The sequence below is a fragment of the Ruegeria sp. AA3 genome, assembly GCF_056542905.1.
The window spans coordinates 128,469-150,347 of sequence record NZ_JBQGAQ010000003.1; the positions used below are offsets into that span (position 1 = coordinate 128,469).

At 55.2% G+C, this 21,879-nt stretch carries 20 protein-coding genes; 13 read left to right on the forward strand and 7 right to left on the reverse strand.

Annotated features, from left to right (window positions below):
* Positions 1-4: 4 nt before the first annotated feature.
* Positions 5-1,195: an L-aspartate--glyoxylate aminotransferase BhcA gene (gene bhcA / locus ACR0JR_RS07215; protein WP_480455598.1), complete on the reverse strand. Its 1,191-nt coding sequence runs from the start codon at positions 1,193-1,195 to the stop codon at positions 5-7.
* 203 nt (positions 1,196-1,398) lie between these two features.
* Here bhcA and ACR0JR_RS07220 point away from each other — a divergent pair, with 203 nt between their 5' ends.
* Positions 1,399-2,220, forward strand: a complete 822-nt coding sequence (locus ACR0JR_RS07220; RefSeq protein WP_480455599.1) for an IclR family transcriptional regulator — start codon at positions 1,399-1,401, stop codon at positions 2,218-2,220.
* Between the two features lie 7 nt (positions 2,221-2,227).
* Here ACR0JR_RS07220 and ACR0JR_RS07225 read toward each other — a convergent pair whose 3' ends face one another.
* Together ACR0JR_RS07225 and putA are read right to left on the reverse strand one after the other, a co-directional pair.
* Positions 2,228-2,971 carry a rhomboid family intramembrane serine protease gene (locus tag ACR0JR_RS07225; protein ID WP_480455601.1) on the reverse strand — a complete coding sequence of 248 codons (744 nt, stop codon included), beginning with the start codon at positions 2,969-2,971 and terminating at the stop codon, positions 2,228-2,230.
* A 42-nt stretch (positions 2,972-3,013) separates the two neighbouring features.
* Entirely contained in the window at positions 3,014-6,412 is a 3,399-nt protein-coding gene (putA, locus tag ACR0JR_RS07230; RefSeq protein WP_480455602.1) for a bifunctional proline dehydrogenase/L-glutamate gamma-semialdehyde dehydrogenase PutA, read from the reverse strand.
* A gap of 103 nt (positions 6,413-6,515) precedes the next feature.
* On the opposite strand from putA, the gene ACR0JR_RS07235 reads away from it, so the two are divergent.
* Positions 6,516-7,001, forward strand: coding sequence for an Lrp/AsnC family transcriptional regulator (locus tag ACR0JR_RS07235; RefSeq protein ID WP_260022948.1), 486 nt, complete (start codon positions 6,516-6,518; stop codon positions 6,999-7,001).
* 31 nt (positions 7,002-7,032) lie between these two features.
* Positions 7,033-7,590: a tetratricopeptide repeat protein gene (locus ACR0JR_RS07240; RefSeq protein ID WP_480455603.1), complete on the forward strand. Its 558-nt coding sequence runs from the start codon at positions 7,033-7,035 to the stop codon at positions 7,588-7,590.
* A gap of 60 nt (positions 7,591-7,650) precedes the next feature.
* Here ACR0JR_RS07240 and ACR0JR_RS07245 read toward each other — a convergent pair whose 3' ends face one another.
* Together ACR0JR_RS07245 and ACR0JR_RS07250 are read right to left on the reverse strand one after the other, a co-directional pair.
* Positions 7,651-9,540 carry a PhoX family protein gene (locus tag ACR0JR_RS07245; RefSeq protein ID WP_480455604.1) on the reverse strand — a complete coding sequence of 630 codons (1,890 nt, stop codon included), beginning with the start codon at positions 9,538-9,540 and terminating at the stop codon, positions 7,651-7,653.
* Positions 9,541-9,710: 170 nt separating this feature from the next.
* Positions 9,711-11,354: a hypothetical protein gene (locus tag ACR0JR_RS07250; RefSeq protein WP_480455605.1), complete on the reverse strand. Its 1,644-nt coding sequence runs from the start codon at positions 11,352-11,354 to the stop codon at positions 9,711-9,713.
* A gap of 478 nt (positions 11,355-11,832) precedes the next feature.
* Here ACR0JR_RS07250 and ACR0JR_RS07255 point away from each other — a divergent pair, with 478 nt between their 5' ends.
* From ACR0JR_RS07255 to ACR0JR_RS07285, 7 genes are all read left to right on the forward strand, one after another.
* Positions 11,833-12,129, forward strand: a complete 297-nt coding sequence (locus ACR0JR_RS07255; protein WP_480455606.1) for a hypothetical protein — start codon at positions 11,833-11,835, stop codon at positions 12,127-12,129.
* A gap of 130 nt (positions 12,130-12,259) precedes the next feature.
* Complete coding sequence (locus ACR0JR_RS07260; RefSeq protein ID WP_480455607.1) at positions 12,260-12,745, forward strand: tyrosine-type recombinase/integrase; 486 nt, start codon at positions 12,260-12,262, stop codon at positions 12,743-12,745.
* A gap of 547 nt (positions 12,746-13,292) precedes the next feature.
* Positions 13,293-13,727 (forward strand): LysR substrate-binding domain-containing protein, encoded by a 435-nt coding sequence (locus ACR0JR_RS07265; RefSeq protein WP_480455608.1) that lies wholly within the window; start codon positions 13,293-13,295, stop codon positions 13,725-13,727.
* Between the two features lie 60 nt (positions 13,728-13,787).
* Entirely contained in the window at positions 13,788-14,303 is a 516-nt protein-coding gene (locus ACR0JR_RS07270) for an antibiotic biosynthesis monooxygenase family protein (RefSeq protein ID WP_480455609.1), read from the forward strand.
* A gap of 650 nt (positions 14,304-14,953) precedes the next feature.
* Positions 14,954-15,166 carry a hypothetical protein gene (locus ACR0JR_RS07275; protein WP_480455610.1) on the forward strand — a complete coding sequence of 71 codons (213 nt, stop codon included), beginning with the start codon at positions 14,954-14,956 and terminating at the stop codon, positions 15,164-15,166.
* Positions 15,167-15,407: 241 nt separating this feature from the next.
* Positions 15,408-16,217 carry a hypothetical protein gene (locus ACR0JR_RS07280; protein ID WP_480455611.1) on the forward strand — a complete coding sequence of 270 codons (810 nt, stop codon included), beginning with the start codon at positions 15,408-15,410 and terminating at the stop codon, positions 16,215-16,217.
* A gap of 170 nt (positions 16,218-16,387) precedes the next feature.
* Positions 16,388-16,747 carry a group I truncated hemoglobin gene (locus ACR0JR_RS07285; protein WP_480455612.1) on the forward strand — a complete coding sequence of 120 codons (360 nt, stop codon included), beginning with the start codon at positions 16,388-16,390 and terminating at the stop codon, positions 16,745-16,747.
* Positions 16,748-17,609: 862 nt separating this feature from the next.
* Here the strand turns inward: ACR0JR_RS07285 and ACR0JR_RS07290 are convergent.
* Positions 17,610-18,278, reverse strand: a complete 669-nt coding sequence (locus ACR0JR_RS07290) for a tetratricopeptide repeat protein (protein WP_480455613.1) — start codon at positions 18,276-18,278, stop codon at positions 17,610-17,612.
* A gap of 254 nt (positions 18,279-18,532) precedes the next feature.
* Positions 18,533-18,724, reverse strand: a complete 192-nt coding sequence (locus ACR0JR_RS07295; RefSeq protein ID WP_170473962.1) for a hypothetical protein — start codon at positions 18,722-18,724, stop codon at positions 18,533-18,535.
* 319 nt (positions 18,725-19,043) lie between these two features.
* Between ACR0JR_RS07295 and ACR0JR_RS07300 the strand changes: the two genes are divergently transcribed.
* The 3 genes from ACR0JR_RS07300 to ACR0JR_RS07310 are packed head-to-tail and all read left to right on the forward strand — an operon-like array spanning position 19,044 to position 21,745.
* On the forward strand, positions 19,044-19,277 hold the full coding sequence (locus ACR0JR_RS07300; protein ID WP_170473965.1) for a hypothetical protein: 234 nt from the start codon (positions 19,044-19,046) through the stop codon (positions 19,275-19,277).
* A gap of 10 nt (positions 19,278-19,287) precedes the next feature.
* Entirely contained in the window at positions 19,288-20,760 is a 1,473-nt protein-coding gene (gene gntH / locus ACR0JR_RS07305; protein WP_170473967.1) for a guanitoxin biosynthesis MBL fold metallo-hydrolase GntH, read from the forward strand.
* A 4-nt stretch (positions 20,761-20,764) separates the two neighbouring features.
* Entirely contained in the window at positions 20,765-21,745 is a 981-nt protein-coding gene (locus tag ACR0JR_RS07310; RefSeq protein ID WP_480455614.1) for a CobW family GTP-binding protein, read from the forward strand.
* Positions 21,746-21,879: the final 134 nt, after the last annotated feature.

Sequence of the window (21,879 nt, forward strand, 5' to 3'; positions counted from 1 at the left end):
CTCCTCAGGCTGCAGCTTTGGCGTGGCCGGATGTTCCAGCGCGATAAAATTCTTGTGCCGCCGCGACGCCGCTGCCCAGCTCAATTGGATAATTCAGATCGGCCATCGCCATTTCTATCGTGGCCAAACCTGACAGAACCATTACATCCGTCAGACTGCCCAGATGGCCGATCCGGAAGGCTTTGCCATTCAACTCTCCCAACCCGATGCCGAACGAAACGCCGTAGGAGTTAAAGGCATGGTCGGTCAGTTCGTTACTGTCGAACCCTTCGGGCACATAGATCGCGCTGACAGTATCAGAATATAGGTCCGGAGTCTGCGCGACGAGTTTCAGCCCCCATGCGTTGGCCGCGCGTCGAACCCCTTCGGCCAGGCGCGTGTGGCGGGCATAAACATTGTCCAGTCCTTCCTCGAACAACATCTTCAGGCTTTCGCGCATACCGTAGATCAGTTGCAACGGAGGCGTGTAAGGAAATCCACCCGAGGCATTGGCCGCCATCATGTCACGAAAATCGAAGAATGTCCGGGGCAGTTTCGCAGTTTCCATTGCCGCCAGCGCCTTGGGGCTAACACACAAGACTGCCATGCCAGTCGCCAGCATGAACCCTTTTTGCGATCCCGAGACAGCGATATCGACGCCCCATTGATCGAATTCAAATGGCATCGAGGCCAGCGAGCTGACGCAATCCACAAACATCATCGCTGGATGATTTGCCGCGTTCATAGCGTGCCGTACGGAGCTGATGTCAGAACGCACTCCGGTTGCGGTTTCATTGTGGGTTACCAAAACGGCCTTGATGTCGTGCGCTTTGTCAGCTGACAGGATCGCTTCAAAGCGGTCTGCAGGTGCACCAGTGCCCCACGTGCATTCGACGATCTGAACGTCCAGCCCATGCCGTTCGCACAGGTCAATCCAGCGGTGACTGAAAACGCCGTAACGCGCAACCAAAACCTTGTCTCCTGGGCTGAGCGTATTGGTGATCGCTGCCTCCCAACCCCCGGTGCCGCTGGCGGGGAAGGTGATGATCTGACCCTCGGTCGTGCCGAAGACCTTCTTTGTATCCTCCAGCACCGGGGCGAAAGTTTCAACGAAATCCGGGGCGCGGTGATCTTGTGTCTGCACCTGCATGGCAAGGCGCAAGCGATCAGGTATGTTGGTTGGGCCTGGGATAAAGACCGGGTTTTGGTTCGACATGACTCAATCCTCTGCTTTGGAAATAAGTGTCGCTGGAACTGGCTTAGGTTGCAATTTTCTTGAAAAACATTTTCATTTTATTCATTAAATAGATAAGGCGATGAAATGGATGGGAATTTAGTTTCTCAATTTTATTCCCATGGAATAGCGATCTGAAAAACTTGAATCAGTATGGACGCTAATATCGGAAGGTGAGCTAGAAAATGGAGTCTCAGAAAAGGCCTCGTGGTCGGCCGAAATCGATGTTCAAGGAAAGCTCAGCCGGAACCATGCAGTCGCTGGACCGAGCGCTGGGCGTACTTACAACCGTCGCCGGGCTGGAACGTGTCGCGCTAAGTGACCTGGCGCGCGTGGTCGATGTACCAACTGCCACCACGCACCGTATTCTGGTGACATTGCAGAAGCACGGGTTCGTCAGTTTCGACGAAGAGCGGCAAGAGTGGATGGTCGGTATCGAAGCCTACCGGACTGGTGCATCTTTCCTTCGACGCAATAACGTTCTCGAGATTGGTAGGCCGATCCTTCGTCGTCTGATGCTGGACAGTGGTGAGACCGCTAATCTGGCGGTGCCTGATGGGCCAGAAGTTGTCTTTGTCGGGCAGGTTGAAACACAAAATCCGATCCGGGCCTTCTTTCCGCCAGGTGCGCGAACTCCAATGTATGCTTCGGGTACGGGAAAGGCGATTCTGGCTGCTCTGAGCGAGGAAAGTTTAAACAAGGTGTTGGCTCGGACTGACTTGATTGCCTTTACCGAGAACACCAATCTCCCCCAAGCAGGGCTGCATGACGATCTGGCGGAGACCCGTAGGCGCGGCTGGTCTTACGATCATGAAGAGCGCTACGAGGGCATGTCCTGCATTGGCGCGGCGATCTTCAATGATCGCGCCGAACCCTGCGCAGGCATCTCAGTGTCCGGCCCAACTGTGCGGTTCGGCCGCGAACGCGCGCCTGAGTTGGGAACACTGGTGCGTAAGGCGGCACAGGAGATTACTCATTTGAGCGGAGGTAGATCGCCCAGCCAGTGAACCGCGATTACTTGCGCGGCACTTTGGGAATACGTGATTGCGACAGCTTATACTTGTGTCCCGGGTGTGGAGGATGGCCATGGGTGCGGTCCCAGAATCCAGGGCCTCCGCGCTTGAGCCAAAGAGGGACACACAGGATCAGGCCAACAAAGAACCCTCCGGTATGGGCCCAATAGGCAACGCCACCCTCATCAGGATTGCTGGACAGGCTTCCAAAGAACTGAAGGCCCAGCCAGACCCCAAGCATGACAAAAGCCGGGATGGTGAATATCCGAATATAGACAATCAGGATCAAAAGGATATCGACGCGCGCCTTTGGGAAAAGCAGAAGATAACCGCCCATGACCCCAGCAATTGCGCCGGAAGCGCCGATTGTCGGCACCAAAGAGCCAGGTGCCGAGACAACGTGGATAAGCCCCGCGCCGATCCCCGCCAGCAGATAGAATACAAGAAACAGAACATGCCCCATTTCATCTTCGAGATTATCGCCGAAGATCCATAGAAACAGCATGTTCCCGGCCAAATGCATCCAGCCCCCGTGCAGGAACATTGAAGTCACAAGCGTCTCGAGCCCATAGCCGTCGGTGATCCGTGCAGGAATGACGGCGTAGTCGAAGTAGAGCCGATTCATGGCCCGCGCATCGTTCATGATCCCTACATAGCCGAGGAAGATCAGGATATTTGCCGCCAGAAGGGCATAGACGACATACGGAGTACGCCCCGAAGGGTTATGATCGCGGATCGGAAACATGGCGCGACGCTGGGCTTTTCACCGCCCAGCGTCAAGGCCCGGTTATGCCGCACCTCCGAGTAGGGCGGCATTACCTCCGGCAGCGGTCGTATCGACGCAGACATGGCGTTCGCCAAGAACACGCGCACGGTCAGGATGACCGGGTATCAGTGGGATAATCGGACCATTGCGCCGGGCCAGATGCTGCTCGATCTGGCGGGCGGTGTCGTCGTCGCCCCACCACAGAACGCCGGAGAAACCGGTCAGGTTTTCAAGCCGGTGTAAATCCAGCGCTCCGGCCATCCGGACTGCCGTTCCGCCCAAGCCTATAACAGCCTGCGCCTGTGCCTCGGCTGCATCGGGTCCAGGGCCCATACACAAGAGTGGATCACGCGCATATTCGGTCAATCGGTTTGATTCGCCGGTTGGGCCGGGCAGCGATTGCGTGCGAGGTGGGGCAGGTTGTCCTTCGGGTGCGTTCATCTCTGCCGCACTGTCCCAGTGTCCCGAAGAATTCTGCCGATCCGTGGCGCAGAACCGCGCCATATAATTCGGTCCGCCCGCTTTGGGCCCAGTGCCCGAAAGACCCTCACCACCGAACGGTTGTGAGCCAACGATTGCGCCGATCTGGTTGCGGTTGACATAGATATTGCCGGCGTGGATCGCTTCGGTCACATGCTGCACGCGATCGTCGATCCGTGTGTGTAAGCCGAAAGTCAGGCCATATCCTGTGGCGTTGATTTCTGCGATAACCTTGTCGATCTCTTGCGCCTTGAAACGGGCGACATGCAGCACCGGCCCGAATATTTCACGTTCTAAGGCTGAGATGCCGGGGATTTCGATCAGAGTTGGTGCGATGAACGTACCTTCGGGTGGGGTAGAGAGTTCTTTCAGAACCCGCCCCTCTGCGCGCGCTTTGGCGACGTGATCTGCGATACCCTGACGAGCCTGCTCGTCAATGACTGGGCCACAATCGGTTGAGATCAGCCAAGGGTCGCCAACTTGCAGAGCGTCCATTGCCCCTTGCAGCATTGTCAGAACATCCTCGGCGATATCCTCCTGCAGATAGAGACAGCGTAGGGCGGAACACCGTTGTCCCGCTGACTGGAAAGCGCTTTCGATGATCGATTGCACGGCTTGCTCCGGCAAGGCGGTGCTGTCCACGATCATGGCGTTCATGCCGCCGGTCTCGGCGATCAGAGGTGTGCCGGGACGCATATGCTGTGCCATTGCAGACCGAATTTTCAATGCGGTTGCGGTCGAACCGGTAAAGGCCACACCCGAGACGCGTTCGTCCGACGTTAGCGCTGCGCCCACTTTTGGTCCTCCGGGCAACAGTTGCAGAACATCGCGCGGGATGCCTGCTTCGTGCATCAACTGAACAGCGCGATGTGCTATTAGGGGCGTTTGCGGGGCAGGGGCGGCGAGCACGGCGTTGCCAGTTGCCAGCGCGGCCGAAATTTGCCCCGTGAAGATCGCCAGAGGGAAATTCCAAGGGCTGATACAGGTGAAAATCCCGGCAGGTTTGGCCGCCGGAATATTGGCGGCGTAGTAACGTAGGAAGTCGACTGCCTCGCGTAGCTCGGCAACCGCATCGGGTACAGATTTCCCGGCTTCGCGAGCGAGCAGGGCGAATAGCTCGCCGTAATGCGCCTCGTAGAGGTCGGCGGCTTTGTTCAGGACTTCAGCGCGGGTGGCTACCTTGGCCTGCCATGGGCAGGCACTGGCAAGCGCCAGCTCGACATCGGTCGGACTGGCAACAGCGACTGAGCCCGGGCGGTCCTGTGGCCGGGCGGGGTTGATAACAGGCAAATCTGAATCGGGCTGAGCGTCGTCCGAAAGCAATGGCCGGGCGTACCAGTGATGGGCGCGGTAAGCATCGCGCGCAATGTCGACCCGGTCCAGTGTCGGCGTATGATGCAAATCGAACCCTTTCGAGTTCGGACGCTCGGGTGCAAACAATTCTGGTCCGGTCGGCAGTGGTTTTGCAGGTGTCTGAACGGCTTGGAACGGGTCTGCCGCTACAATTTCCGGTTCGACATCTTCATCAACAATCTGGTTGACGAAGGACGAATTCGCTCCGTTCTCCAGCAGACGCCGCACCAGATAGGCCAACAGGTCACGGTGCGCGCCGACAGGTGCGTAGATACGGCAGCGGGCGCTCTGCTTGTCGCGAACGATCTGATGCAGGGTCTCTCCCATTCCGTGCAGGCGCTGGAATTCGAACGGTTGGTCGTCAGCCATATGCAGGATTGCACTGACCGTATGGGCGTTATGGGTGGCAAATTGCGGATAGATGCGGTCGGTCATATCCAGCAGCTTGCGGGCATTGGCGATATAGGACACATCGGTCGCTGCCTTCTGGGTGAAGACCGGAAACCCATCGACGCCTTCGACCTGAGCGCGCTTAATTTCGGTGTCCCAATACGCGCCCTTCACCAACCGCACCATCAGCTTGCGGTCATGACGCTCGGCCATCTCGTAGAGCGTATCCAACACGAGACCGGCGCGCGGACCGTAGGCTTGTACGACAATGCCGAACCCGTCCCAGCCTGCCAGTGCAGGCTCGGCCATGACTTCTTCGATGACCTGCAGCGACAGGGAGAGGCGATCGGCCTCCTCTGCGTCGACATTCAGCCCCATGCCCGCGGCCTTTGCAAGCAGTGCCAGAGCCCGAAGGCGGGGAACCAACTCCTCCATGACCCGCTGTTCCTGCGCCAGTTCATAGCGGGGGTGCAGCGCGGACAGCTTGACCGAGATACCGGGGTTTTCGCGGATGTCTTTGTGGGTGCAGGCTTCGGCAATGGCGGCGATGGCACGGGAATAGGACAGATGATAGCGGGCGGCGTCGGCTTCGGTCCGTGCGGCTTCGCCCAGCATGTCGTAGGAATAGGTGTATCCTTTGTCCTCCATCCCCACAGCGCGCTTCATGGCGGACTGAATGGTCTCGCCCAGAACGAATTGGCGCCCCATTTCTTTCATCGCACGACCCACAGCAGTTCGGATCACCGGCTCGCCCAAACGTTTGATTGCCCCGCGCAAAGCGCCCACTGGCGAAGTCTTGTCCTCATCCAAAACGCGCCCGGTCAGCATCAGCGCCCATGTTGAGGCGTTCACCAGCGACGAGGATGATTGTCCCAAGTGCTTGCCCCAGTCCGATGGCGCGATCTTGTCTTCGATCAATGCGTCGATAGTGTCCGCATCGGGGACACGCAACAGTGCCTCGGCAAGACACATTAGCGCGACGCCTTCATCGGTGGACAGGCCGTATTCGGCTAGAAACACCTCCATCATACCGGGCGACGTGCTGGAGCGAATGTCGCGCACGAGCTGCGCTGCCGCCTTACAGATGTCGGCGCGGTCAGTTTGTGACAGGTCGGCTTGAGCGATCAAAGCGTCCAGCACGGTGGATTGCTCGACGTAGGTTTGGGTATCGATTTTGGTGCGCAGGCTATGTGACATGTGTACTCCGGGGCTTTTGCCTAATATAACTGGTCCTGAGCGGGAGAATGGACTGAATTTTTTATTCTGATAGTCGAATAGACCGAATTTACGGGGGCAGATGATGCGAAACGACTTGTCCGGTCTTGATCAGTTCGATCAGGCCATCCTCACGGCGCTGGCCGAGGATGGTCGCATTTCGGTAACAGATCTTGCGCGCAAGATCGGCCTATCGAAGTCCCCGACACAAGCACGACTCAAGCGGCTTGAGGCGGACGGGATCATCACAGGATACCGGGCCATGCTTGATCCGATCCGTTTGGGCCTTGATCATGTTGCCTTTGTCGAAGTGCGTCTGACGGATACACGCGAAAAGGCGCTGGCTGAGTTTAACGCGGCTGTGCGTAAGGTTGCCGAGATTGAACAGGCCCACATGATCGCGTCAAACTTCGATTACCTGCTCAAAATACGTACCCGTTCGATGTCGGAATACCGCACTGTTCTGGCCGAAAAAATCTCATCCCTGCCGCATGTTGCGAATACCTCTACTTTCGTGGCGATGGAGGCGGTGAAAGAAACGGGGTTACTCGCCCCGCTAGAAAACGGTTGACCTATGGGTTCTGGGGGTCAGGTTAGAGGGGATGAAACTCGCATTTGCCGTTTTGCTTGCCGTCTCTGCTGTGCAGGCCACCGCTGACTGCCCGGTCGCACCCGACCATATCTCTGGGATCGACTCTCTGATCGCGCAGGCTCAAGATGCTTCGACCGAGCAAGAAGCGCGAGGCATCTCCGGCCAGATGTGGCAGCTCTGGACCGATGCTCCGGATGCGAGGTCGCAAACCTTGTTGGATCGTGGAATGTCCATGCGTGAGGCCTGGAATTTGGCTGGAGCGTTGGCAGAGTTCGATGCTCTCGTTGCTTACTGTCCTGAATATGCCGAAGGGTACAACCAGCGCGCCTTTGTCAATTACTTGCAGCAAAACTATGGGGCGGCTCTGATTGATCTGGACCGGGCCATAGCGCTCTCGCCGAACCATGTTGCGGCGCTCAGCGGGCGGGCATTGTCGCTGTTGGGGCTGAAGCGCTTAGATGAGGCACGCGCGGCGCTGAACCATGCACTGGAATTGAATCCCTGGCTATCCGAGCGTGCCCTGCTTGTCCCGGGGGGGCTACTTGACCCGCCGGGTGAGGATATCTGAGCCAAAGCTGAAAACGCCCCCGAACCCGAGTTCGAGGGCGCTCTCACTCATTGGACCGGTTTAGCCAACAAGCCCGTTATCGGTACGTTTGATCGCGATCACCGATGAGCGTGGCGTACCTCCATCGGGCCAATTGCTGCCGGGGTGCTGGATGCCCACGAACATGGTACGCAGATCGGTAGACCAGGCCAGGCCGGTGACCTCGCAGCCATTAGGACCGGTCATAAAGCGCACGATCTCGCCGGTGACCGGATCACCAACCAACATCTGGTTATTGCCATTGCCAGCGAAATCGTCTTCGTTGTTGTCTTTGCCATCCGTCTGAATCCAGACCAGACCTGTCGAGTCGATCGCCATACCGTCTGGCGAGTTGAACAGGTTGCCCTCATTCACGTTCGCTGAACCAGCGCGGTCGTCCGAATGTACGGTCGGGTTTCCGGCCATGACATACAGGTCCCAATCAAAGCCAGTGGCCGCGTGATCCTCATTCGCTGGGCGCCAGCGCACGATTTGACCGTATTTGTTGGCGTCGCGCGGGTTTGGACCGTTGGCCGACGTATTGTCGCCACCAGCATTTGGCTTCACGCCGCGGTTCTTGTTGTTGGTCAGACAGCAATAGGCCTCAACCGCAACAGGGCTTGAGGCCACCCATTCCGGGCGGTCCATGGTGGTGCCGCCCACTGCCGAAGCGGCCATACGGGTAAAGATCAGGATCTCGGCCGCATCCATACTTGTAGAAACGGGCGTCAAAGGCAGCCATTCACCGCTCATGTCGTCGTTAAATTTGGCGACAAAAAGTGTTCCGTCATTCAGCAGGTTTTCGCTGTCGACACCGGGAGCGTAGGCAGCGTTCGAGACGAATTTGTAAAGGTACTCGCCGCGCTCATCGTCGCCCATATAGACCACGACACGACCGTCGGCTGCCAGCGTCACCTCGGCATTTTCGTGCTTGAAGCGGCCCAGACCGGTGTGCTTGACCGGGGTGCTGTCGGGCTTGGTCGGGTCGATTTCAACGATCCAGCCTGCGCGATGTGGTTCGTTAGGGTTTTTCGAGGTGTCAAAGCGTGGATCAAACAACTCGTAGCCATTCCAGCTTTTGGCCTTGATGCCATAGCGCTTCATGCCATCTGCAACCTTCTGGTCGTAGCGGGCATTTTCGTCAGAGGAGCCGAAGTAACCGTTGAAATTCTCTTCGCAGGTCAAGTAGGTGCCCCAAGGCGTCTTGCCCGAGCCGCAGTTATTCATCGTACCCAGCGCCGCGGTGCCGGTGGGATCAGATTCGGTCTTCAGCAACTCGTGCCCCGCAGCAGGGCCGGCGATCCTCATCGGCGTATTATGGTGGATCCGGCGGTTAAAAGGACTGTCCTTGACTGCCACCCAGCCCTCAGGGCCTTCCTTGATCTCCATCACGGTCACGCCCTGAATGTTTTGGAGTTTCAGAACGTCATCTGCGCTGGCAGGCACTCCCTCCTGTGCAGCAGGCAGGTTTATCTTTCGGTTCGGATATTCGTGGTTGATCGCAATCAACTCGTGACCCTGGAATGAAAAAGTTTCCATCCCATCGGTGTTCTCACCAAAGATCTTGTCAGAGTTCTCAACCGAACCACCATCGGTCAGATCATAACCGTCCGCTTCCGAAAACAGCGGATCACCCCAGCGCATCAGCATCTTCCACTCATAGCCTTCGGGCACGTGGACGGTGCCATCGGTCTGGGCAGGGATCGGGGTGAAGGCAAAGCGCGAAGCTCCAACAGCCTGTGCTGCGGTTGAGGTCAATAGACCTGCACCCATGGCTGCAGCACCCGATCCGAATGCTACAACACCCGCCAGAAATCCGCGGCGAGAGACAGCACTTTCGACGACGCGATCAAAATCGTTTTCCTCGGGGCGAGGGAAGTGCAGCTCATCCCAATCATCGGCGGACATGTTTGTAGGATCGAAGTCTTTCATGGATAGCTCCTGGCTGTCGGAATGCAATTTCGTTCAGCGGGTGTAGGGCGCTCACATGACAGAAATATAATAGTTTTATCAAATAATTTTTACACGTCGTTGGGGGGCAAACCAGTACAGATTTGCCCACGGGTCTGAACAAATTACAACCACTACATAGGTGAGGACGGCTAGGCAGCTCTCACCTTGCTGCGGCAATAGCAGGATGCGTGAACCGGAACCGTCGCGCGCGCCACCGCCTGATCCAGCAGGAGTTTGATATGCCGCGCTTCAGTCTCTTCGCCGCGCTGCACCAGACATTCGTGCAAGCCATGAAGACTCCAGATATTGCGCGGATGCTGGCAGGCGCGCGCCAGCGTATCGTCTAGGCCCAGATCGGCGCGGTAGACCGCTTCAGCCTCGTCAAATTGACCAGCCTCCATCAACAATGCGCCCAACGCGTGGCGCGTCGGCTGCATCCAGCCCCAGGGTTCGTCATAGACCAATGCGTCATCCAGTTCGACCGACCGACGTAGATGGGTTAGTCCGCCTTCCTGGTCTCCGGATTTGAAAGCGATCTCACCATCCATCATGGCTTCGCCAATCATCAAAACATCCTCGGCTGTATTGTTGAAGACCAGACGGCTTTCGGGCACCGCCTTGCGCGCCTCAACAGCCACTTCACGTGCTTGTTTGGCGGCGTCCAGCTGTCCCAGGTTTGCAAGTGCGACCGCGCGTGCCTGTTGAATCGCGGCCGTTGTGTAGCTGTATAGTTCGGCATCTTCGGGCAGTGGTTCATCCAGAATTTCCTGCCACATCCCAAATCGGACCATGACATGGACCTTCTTGCCATAGAAAGATTCAAACAGGTCTGGGAAGAACCGGATCACATTGTCAGGCAGCATCCGCATCAGCTCTTCCGATGCAGCGAGTGCCTTTTCAGGCTGCCCGAGGAACATGGCGCCGTAGGCTTCGAAATGCACATTGTGGATACGATAGACGGTATAAAAGTTCTCGCCCCCTGCCATCAATTCGTACTTCTGATCAACGGCTGCGGCTCGATGATTGCGCCAGACGACATTCTGGTAGTCACCACAAAGAACATCGATATGCGTGGCCATATGCACCAGGTGTCCGCTATCTGGGACCAAATCGACCAGCCGATCCCCGTGTCGCAGGGCCTTTTCGGGTGTAGGCGACATCTCCATCAGATGGATATACATATGCAGCAGCCCTGGGTGGTCCCAAGCGCTAGGCAGGTTATCAAACGCTGTTTCCAATACGGTCTGTGCCTCTTTGGTCGAAGCCCCTTCGGCAGGTATCCCTTTCTTCAAATCCCAAAGCTGCCATGGGGTGCGGTTCATCAAAGCCTCGGCAAATACGGATGAGACCTCAAGATCGTCTGGATTGTTTGAATAGACCTCACGCATTGAGTCCGCGAACGCGTCATTCCAAGGTGTGTAATCCTCAATATCGGGGTCCGAAGGAAAACGATGTGATATCGCTTCGATCAAAGCGGCCTCGACCTGCGTAGATGTTTTGCGCAAAGCCATAGCCGCCTCGATTGACTGTTGGGCTTTCTCGAGCGTTGCGGCTTTTTCATCGGGCTCAAAAAACTCCCACGGCTTGTTGTAATTGGGGCCAATGGCATAGGCGACACCCCAATGAGCCATGCCACATTTCGGGTCATATGTGAGTGCTTGTTCGAAACAGGCGGCTGCGGCCTCATGATTATATCCGAACAACCAGACCAGACCCTGGTCGAAAAGTTCCTGAGCTTTATCGGATGAAGTTGTTATGGCACGACTATACGTGCCGAGGTCAAATTCGGTCATCAATCAATCCCCCGTGTGATATCCGCCGAGGAAGAGCGAGCAGCGCCTGTCGGCGGATGTTTGAAGGATAGCACATTTTGAGCGGGGCTTTGGGGGCACTACGAATATCGTCCGAAAAAGCGTGTATCGGAATGATTTCGCTTCTTGGCGATCGTGAGTGCATGGAATACTCAGCGTCCGTGCTGAGAGGGCGTTGTGTAGTGGTAAGACCTTTTCTTCCATACAATGATGATCAATTTCACTGCGTATCAATTGGTCGCAGTTGCTATCATACCCGTTCCGACAAAAAGCCGAGAAAATGTCGAAGCTCACAGAGACATTCGCACTGAAGGTTCCGCAGACAAAACAGGGCACCGCCAAACACTGAGATGGCGAGATAAAGGAGCTTGTTCTCTTTGTCGGGAAACAGTCAAAGACCAGGTACTATCAGAAAGACGCTGGGGGCCAAACGCGACGGGTATTAATCGCGCGCCATCCGATGATCTCGGCAGATACCAAACGCCAGGGTGCACTGGGATATGCGCTGGACTGGGGCAGGGGAGCCCGTAAGCGTATTCAGATCGGAGCGCCGACGCTAGAGACAGCCATGGGAATCTACCTTGCCCGCACAAAGCTTCGGGCTGAGGTTCACCGGTCGTGCGTGCGCCCGCAGTTCGAGCTGCATTTGGAAGATTGGCTGCGCTTGCCACTGGATGAGATCAACAAGTCGACGATTGATAAGTATCACAGAGCGATGGCGGCAACGCCATCTTCGGCAAGCCACCTTTGGAAGTAATTCCAGACGGTCTGGATCTATGCGCTTCATATTCATGACTTGCTGGAAAGCCCGACGATGGCCATTGAATGGTATGAAGAAAAACTAGAAAGGGCAGATCATCGATTATCAGTGCGTCTGGCGTCAAACAGTGGACCATCTCAACAACCCCATTCATAAGTTTTTCTACGAGCTGCTTTTGTTCACAGGCTTTCGCAAGACCGGGGGTTTGACGTTGGAATGGAGACAGATCCATGAAGATCACATCCATTTCCCGATGACCAAGAATGGGCGCAGCTTTGTTCTTCCCATCTCACAGGTACATCACGAGATACTGGCCCCTGTGCGCGGTCTGCATCGGCAATGGGTGTTTCCGTCACCCAAATTCCCCACAGGTCATCTGAAGGGACCTGAGCGCATGCAATGGTCCTGTCATGCCCACCGTCGAACCTTTGCAACAGTGGCAATGGAAGCAGGGATACTCGAAGAGATAGTTGGCCGTGTGCTGAACCACACACCGCTTTCGATCACCGGACAGCGCTATGTGAAACCGTCTCTCGACGCGCTCAGGCCCGCGATGGACACTGTTTGCGATGAACTGAGCGCTCGCGCGAGGCGGGAGCGGACAATTTTTTGATTGCCAAGGGGAGGCCACTTCCGTGTCAGGGGGTAGAAAGATCGACCCAACAAAACCATTGCGAGCGAACCTGGATGGTAAACCAAATCGCAAACGGGAGCCCTATGATAAGATCTTGCATGTCTATGCGGCACGCGCATTGGATAAACCGAAGATCGATCTTGCTGTCTTTCCAGACGTGATACGCAGGTTCTGACCGAATGGGCGTTTGGCGCCGGCGCTGGGTGAACAGAGCTTGCAGTGGCATAGCGGTCTTGCCTCTCTGTGCCGTCCGGAGATTGAAAGCCAAGTTGGGGCAGCAGCAAAGCTCCACCAGGAGCACACTCAGCGCCTGTTTCTCAAATGGCGCGATAAGGATTGGAGCTTCGAAAACCGGTACGACTCGCTTCCCGAACCCGGAAGAAAACGGCCAGCACGTCGCGGTGCGCATTTATGCCCTGGTCTGCCTATCCCAGATCGAGAGTTCTTGAGCGAGGCCTATCTGTCGCAAGTCCTGCGGCCTTATGCGAGAGCAGAGTGCGAATGTCGTCAGATCTTTTGGAGGCATTTGCTTGACGGGCACACGCATGGTCATTGGATTGGGTCGCGCCGCTTGACTGATATCCGGCTCATTGCCGTATGCAGTCCAGATTTTCTGCGACCTGATTGGCCGATGGGGCTGGAGACTTTGCTGACGCTGCCGCTGCTTCAGGACGCGCACCGGCGGTGGGAAAAGCTGATCGATGAAACGGGGTATGGAGACACGCATAAGATACTCAACTTCGACCGATCTGCCTTGGCTCTCGATGCTGCCATCGGGGGTCACGGCCTGGCAATCGCGCCGACCTACATGGTGGAAAATGATCTCCAGTCAAAGAATCTGGTGGAGGTTTGGGTCGATCCTGACCCCTCTGATGACGGGCTCTATATCTCTTGGGCAAAGCACCATTTGGGCCAGACCCGCATCAAGCGGATCGTGGATTGGATCGCTTCAGAATTTTGAATGAAACGGACCTTCGGTTCGGGAAAACGAACGGTGGCAAAGTTCGCGAAATGTGAGTTGATGTCGCTCGAAGTTCGCTGTTGCGGCGAATGTCCGGAAAGCGGGCTGCATCCGCAGCATTTGAAGACGATGCTCAAGGTCGGCAATGGGCCGGTCCTTGACGGTGGCGCAAGCCCGAGGCAGGGTGAATGCCGCTCTGAAAAAAACGCCAGCTTGGAGGTCGAAATGAATGATGGATCAGCAAGTTCCGGGCCAATACTGAGGTTGTTCCAAGTCCAAACAAAGCCTGGCCGTGCGGGTGAACTGATCGCGAAATTCGGGGTGACTTCCGCGGAATTAGTGCACGGGCGCCCCGGGAACTTGGGTTATTTCTTCGGCCACGGTGTCGGCATGGATGACGACTATGTCGTCTTTACATCGGTATGGCGCGACATCAAAGCGGTGCAAGCGCTGTTCGGGGAAACGTGGCAGGAGTCTTTCCTTCCCCCAGGCTACGAAGAGCTAATCGAAGAGTGCTCTATCCGCCATATAGATGTGGGGCAAGGCTGGCATTTGGACTTTTCCCATGGGACTTAGGTGGGCAGTACTGGGACATATTGGTTTCTACAAAGTCTCTACCGCGATGGTCCGACAGGGTGGGTTTTTCGCGGTGTAGCGAAAGTACGGTTTGGTGAAGGTCCGAATTGGGCCACTACCAACGGCTGCTGTCAAAGCGGACTGCCCGCAGTTCTACTCCGAGCCCCCGCTGTGAATTCAATATTCTCGATACGTGCACTTGCTGCACAAATCCTTCTGCAAGTGCGCGAATTTTCGTGCTGAAACGCGGCCTCAAAACCAGTCAGTAGAGACAACCTCAGCACTTATCCGAAAATGGACTCACAATGCGAGCACGGAGCTGACATTTCAGAGTTTCGGTATTCACTTGAACTGCCTCTAATCGCTAATGTCACAACAGTGCCAAAAACGCGACAGTGCATTGGCGGTTCATGTTGAGACCAAAACGTCATAGGCTGTGAAATGGGCTGCAAACGGAGGAACTAATCATTATACGAACAATCGTACTCGCGTTTGTGGCAAGCGTCATTGCAAGCCCTTCTTTTGCGACGTTTCTTGTGTCCTGTGAAGCACCTGATGAGTCAGGCGTTGCGGTAGCATTTGGCTTTGGATCCGTACCCGGCCTTGCGATTGTCAGCGCGACTATCCACGCCGATGGACAGGACTGGAGCATGACAGAGACAGAAGGTGCGCTACCCCTTGTTTTGGCACAGGGGGCTGCGGAGAACACGCACACATTGCTGGATTTCACCGATCCTGAGTTTGACCGCATTGTTGCATCAGTGCGGCTGATAACGGCTGTTGAAGGCGACGACCAAATCACCGTTGGCACGCTCAAGATCCCGGAGGTCGGGGTCTTTCCGCTGGTCTGTGAAGGACCATGACCCCCATCTTCGCTAGAAACGTGTGGGCGGGCACGGGGAGCAAACCAATGCCCCCGCCCTAGTGAATGAACATCCAGTAATAGCTTCATTTTCCGTTTTTTAGCGATCTCAGCCCACACCTGGCCTATAGATATGAGGTTAACTCCCGGGACATGTACAGAAGTGGCATTTTCTAGCTACATTCCAGACTACGCCCGCCCGGCAACCTTCTAACGGCCGTGCCACCGCAGGAGACAGTCGCATGATCCAAGAAATATATCGACCCGGAGATCCAGTGGCTGACATTCTCTTCAATTGGCTTCCGTTTCTTGGGATGGTTGCGCTCGGCGTAGTAGGATTGGTCATCACCGCGCGGGGCTATCGGCACTATCTGAATTCGACATATTTGAAGCGAGCCGGTCGACCTGGGCAGGCGCGTGTGACCGACAAATGGGTCAAGAAGGGCCACGTTGGTCGCGACGAACGGAATCGCACCAAACCTTCGAAACGTCACTTTTTGCGCTTCCAACTTTTGGATGACCCGCGCGCATTTTCCCTAAAAGAAGTCGCTCCGATAGACCTTTGGAACGCGGTCGAGGTCGGCGACATTGTCGACGTGCTCTATCACCCGCAGCGGCGCTTGATGCGCCTTGCTGCCTGGACGAACTACAGCGGGACAAACGCAGGTGCAGCCCAGATGGCAATTGGTGCGGTCATGCTGTCAGCAGCCGTCGCTTCTGTTTCAGAAGGCGCAGTCTCGGCTTTGCGAAGTCCTGAGCAGAGCATTGCTGGCGAAAAATGGGTTCGTAGCAAGGCAGAGGTTTTAAACATGGGCAAGCCCGCGGATCCGTATCTGCGCATGTTTGCTCCAGGGTCCCGGATGATCCGCGTCGTGTTCGGAGAAACCCATGGAGGCGCATTCTTAGGGAATGAGCGCATTATCCATGTCACTCCAGCAGAAATCGAGACTTACGACATCGACGAAGGCGCGATCCTAGTTGCCTGGATGGACCCGGAGAATGAATTCAATGCTATTCTGGACCTTGAGCAGCGTGACACAGATTTGCGTTGATTGTTTTGGATCGAATTGTACGGCGATAAATACACTCAGACGGTGGGTTTGTCCCGGATTGTGTCATTGATCGCGGTTGCAAAGAAAGTGCAGTTTTGATTCTGAAAAAGTCGAAGTACTGAATGACCAAATTGGCAACGCGAGCATCGACATCGCTTTGTGTCTAGACAATGTCTGCGACACTTTATGATCGCCTGGGAGGGACGGATGGTATTCGGCGAATAGTTGACACTCTGGTGGACAATCACTCCAAAAACCCAGTTGTCTCTGCTCGATTTGCAGGAAGTGATATGAAGCACCTCAAGCAAATGGCGGGGGACTTCTTTATTACTGGTTCTGGTGGACCTGAGATCTATGCAGGCAAGGATATGGTTAGCGCGCATCGGCACATGAACATCAGCGGAGACGAGTTTGTCGCAGTATTGGACGACGCCGTGAACGCACTAAAGGCAAACGACGTTGGTCAACGGGAGCAAGAGGAAGTCTGGTACATTCTATATAGCCTCAAAGGGCAAGTCGTTGGGATTTGAGTATTGCGTGAACGGAGTGCACACAGATGAGTGAAAATTCGGTCATTGGATTATTTTTGTGAGGAGCAGGTATCGCTCGGGTCTTGTTGAACGTCCACTGATGGTACCAATTGACAGTGAGGCTGAGAGCTTTTTCTTGGTCTTATTCTTGCTGTCGTACTGCGTATGATCGCGTTGGGAAAAAAGTGGTGTGCTATATGGTAAAACTATCTGCAGGAACTTTCTTCCTTGTTGTGGCAGTTTCAGCCACTATCGGTGCGGCAGCCACAGCGGTGGAGTGTAGCAACGCCGGAGGGTTAACCGAAATGATAAATGGAGAAGCGGTATGTTCTTTTCCCAGCAGAACTTGCCCAAGTGAATGGAAAACATATCAGTCGCTCAGACAATGGCGCCCCAAAACTTGTGGAGGCTCGCAATGCACGGGCAAAGATGAATGCACCACGAAGCAGGGTTGGTCAACGAATCCACCTATGTGTGTCTATGAGAGCGGTAGAAATTCTGAAGGTGATTGCACCAAGAGAAACGAATGCGAGGCGGACCGAGTTGTTCGGGTAGCCTGCACCAAATGAGTTTGAGGTGTTGCTCCAGCGACTCCAAGAAACCTTGAAAAAAATTCATTCGTGCATTGTAGGCAGCACAGATGTTCGCCTTGGGCAAGTGTTGCAAGAGTCAAAAACTTGGCTTCGGGCAAATACTGACGGCAGCTAAGTCCGCACTTCGGTCGTTAATCTGAACTCGTCGAATGACCGGTGTGAGCCCACTTTGGCCGATGATGCCCGTTGCCCGTATTACGGAAATAAGCAGCCAAGCGTTGCGACAGCAAATATGACGCTTTGCATCGACAACGATGCGACGCGTTTCATCAGTATCTGATCAGAGTATCCAGTATCGCTTGCCGCGTTGCGTCATCATTTTGGAAAATCCTGCCGACGAGAAACTCAGATGGAAACTCCGGCCACGTTTTGCGCATTTCGGAAATAAGTCGCTGAGCTTCTTCGGTATGTCCCGACTGATCCTGCGCAACGGCTTGGAACAGGAGAGAAGGAGCACTTACAGGCGCACCGGCTGCAGGCGCGCCTTTGAAGGCGTCCACAACGCCTTCGTAATTTCCGAGCATCAGTTGCGATACACCCCAAATGTTTCGTGCGCCAAAGCGGCCCGATCCTGACCTGAGTCTTTCTGGATCGCTAACCTCAGCCGCAAGATCTGGGGCGCCCGCCATGATGGCAGTGATGCCAACAAGATCCAGAATATGACCATCATTCGGCGCAAGCTTGGCCGACAGTCTTGCGTATTTCATAGCCTCGACTGGATTGTTTTGGGCGGCCAAAACCCAACCATTTGCACCGTTTGCCCACGCATCAGTGGGAGATAGATCAAGCGCTATTCCCGACATCTCGGCAGCTTGGCTAAAAAGGTCGTCTCTTTGTGCCTCATCAGGGGACAGCATGGCCAAAGTCGCCAGGACCTGTGCCGATCCGGCATAACCGTCGGAGAGTGCGGGGTCGAGCTCCGCGGCATGCTGAAACATTCCCAGTGCTATTTGCTGGCGCTTGATATCAAAAACAGGGAAAAACATCCCTCGGGCTTGATCCGCAAGATTAGCCGCCTGAAGCCTTGTCAAAGATTGCTCACCAAGAGCAGTTCGCTCAGCCTGTTCGATAGATTGGGCTGAGGGCAAAGCTACCTTGTTATCCCGAGTGAACCAAAAGCCAGCCACCGCAATCAACACTAGGCAACCCAGCCCAATTGGCAGCAGTTGTACCAGACGTCGATTCCCACCAATCAGATCGCTGTCCTGAGCGGTTGAGTCGTCGCTTCCTGTCTTTCTTCCTTGCGAAAACCGTGGCTTGTATCCGCCGGAATCAACAAAAATTCGAACTCCCTCACCGTCCCATTGATCTTCATAAAACTCATGTAGCAGTCGCCGCAGGCGCCTGGCTTCGACGCGGACAAGGTTTCGACCACCAGTGCCATCAATACTCCGACCGTAGACTTCGACCGCGATTGCTTTACCCCGGATCTGGGTACCACGACCCGCGAGAGTTTCTTCGACCACGTATGTAAGAAATTGTTGGAGTCGAGGCGAAGCCTGGAACGCGACGCTGGAGACAACGTTCTGAAGTGCCTGTCGGACAAGCTCCGGCGATGGCGGTGCAACATTTTGATCTATCGGCAATTCATTAGCTTGGTTCAAAGCAAACTCACCCCCAACTCACGGTGACTCACTTGGCGCATGTCGTCAACCGCACTCATCTTGATGTGAGAATAGATAGTGGGAACCGGGGATTATCTAGTGACTTGGGAACTGAGTGACGAGCTTCCAGATCTTTCCGATGCGCTTTCAGGGCGTACCGAAACGGATGCGTTACTCAGCGAGGCAATCGAAGACCTAAAGAAAGTTACAGCGCTGTTGGATGACACATCGATCACAGCCACAGAACGCGCGGAATGGGCCCACATCAGATCCGAACTCGTGAACGAGCTTCGCCGGATGGTGAAGCGCAACCTTCGTAGCATTTCCAACTAAGGGCACAGCCATGACAAAAGAAGACAACGGCAAAGAACTTAAGAACGAACAGATCCAGAAATCTGACGACATCGAAAACCCTTCCCGGCGACACGTTATGCAGGGACTGGCAGCAGGTGCGGTCGCAACCGGTGCCGTTAGCTACGGTACAGGAACTGCACAGGCGCACCCCGGTGATGGGCCACTAGGCGAAAGCCTAAAGAACCCGTACGGCGGCAGGCCTGCCGGAGGCATCACTCTGCCGGAGTACTTCCGTCCTACCAAATACATGACGGGCTCGAATGCGAACTATTTCCCGCTTTCCGAGGACCTCGGTCCCGACGAAATGCGGATATCGTTCTGTGGTTCGACGCCATTTCCGCCCCGCGAAGATCAGGCTGGGACTTGCATCATGGTCGAATTGGGTAATGGAAAGAGGTTCTTCTTCGACTTCGGCTCGGGCTGCGTCCGCAACATTATCGGGATGCAGGTTCCGGGGCAGTTGATCAACGACATCTTCATCACACACCTGCATGTCGATCACTATGCAGACATCCCTTACATCTACCCGTTCCGGGCTTGGTCTGGTGGATACACGCCGCTGCGCATTCACGGCCCTTCTGGTCGGACACCGGAGCTTGGTACAGCCGGAATGGTGAAAGGCATGCAGCAGATGCTCAAATGGCATCTTGAGGCCTTCGATGTGTTCCCGATTGGGGACGGCTACGAGATCGAAGTTAACGAATTCGATTTCCGTCAAGAAGGCGGCATCGTCTATGACGAAGATGGCGTGACTGTTCGGTCCTGGCCTCGTAGCCACGCCAAAGACGGTGCAGTCGGGTATCGGCTGGATTGGAACGGACTGAGCTTTGTTTGGACCGGCGACGGCCGCCCCGATGAACTGAGCCTTGAATACGGAAAAGGCGTCGATGTGTTTGTGACCGAAATGTCCGGACAGGATATCGGTCAGTTGATGACCTACAAGTACGGCCTGCCGCAAGAGCTGTTCAACTACACAATCGATACGCATCATACATCGCACTATGCGGTCGGTAAGATGATGGCTGAGGCGCGCCCACGGCTTGCAATGGTAACCCACTATACGCAAGACGAGGATATCGATGCCGAAATGCTGGCGGGAATCCGTGCCCACTATGATGGGCTGTTCGCTTGGGGTTTGGACGTCGCTGTCGTCAACGTCACCAAAGATGCAATCTGGTATCGCAAGGCGACACTTCCCGGAAAATCTGGTTCGGTCGCGCCATTCCGCGAATTGGGCAAGATGGAAGCGGAAGGCAAGATCACCTTGCCGGATGAAATCAAGCCGCCAGCACCGCGGTCATCACGTGCCGAACAGCAGGACCAGAAATACCGCGATATGGAGATCGATCCGAAAGAATACTATCCAGCTGACGTATTCCGTGCTCCCGATCCCGAGTGGCCCAGCGATTTCGTAATCAAGGTCGATGACGTCATCCCGAATCGCAAGAAGAAGGCGGAGTAACGGCATGATCGAATTTGGGTCGTCATCCGCAATCCCTGTAACGATCCTTACCGGCTTTCTTGGAGCCGGTAAGACAACACTTTTGAACCGCATCCTGACCGGCAATCACGGGTTGCGGGTTGCGGTTCTGGTGAATGACTTTGGATCAATAAACGTTGACGCTGACTTGGTCGTCGGTCTCGAAGATGATGTGATGAGCCTTGCGAATGGCTGCGTTTGCTGCTCGATCCGAGATGACCTGATCGAAACGGTAGAAGCCGTTCTCGCCCGGCCTGAGAAACCAGAATACATCGTCCTTGAAGCAAGCGGAGTGTCGGATCCATCGTCAATCGCGATGACATTTACAGATCAAAAGTTTCGGGACATGATCCGCTTGGACAGCCTCATGTGTCTTGTCGATGCGGAACAACTATTTGCTGCACCGGAACAAATGGAACTGAAGCTCCGTCAAATTGCGTTTTCGGACATGGTTATTTTGAACAAGGTCGACCTCGTCGACAGGGCGGCTGTTCAAAGGGTGCACGATTGGCTCGGATCTCGCTTCCGTCGATATCGCCTGGTCGAAGCTGTCAACGCAGACGTCCCACTGGATATACTTCTTTCAGTTGGTCGTTTTGCCGCCGAACAGCTAGAAACAGAAATACCCGATCATCACGAGCATGGACCGGATTGTGGTTGCCACCACTCTGATCACTCGGACAGCTTCTCAACAACTATGATGAAAGCTGAAAGCCCGATAAGCTTGTCTTCTCTTCGGAGTGCAATTCGAAAGCTTCCGGGCGACGTTTATCGCCTCAAGGGCTTTGTTTTTAGCGAGGAGGATCCGGATCATCGCATTCTTGTTCAGGTTGTCGGAAAGCGCATGGACATCGCAAGGGACGGCGCATGGGGCCACCGAAAACCTGAAACAAGGCTTGTTGCAATAGGTGCACCTGGGGCACTTTCGGAATACGAGCTTTCCGATGCGTTGTTGGCGACCGCATAGCAGCAAGTTAGACCAAACTTGTTTGCGTGTGTTTCTTGAATTCCTACACGTAACAGCTCGAAAGCCCGCAGCGCCGCGGACCAAACATGGAGAAAAACCTAATTGCTGAAGCAGTTTAGGAAATGGAGCCAAGC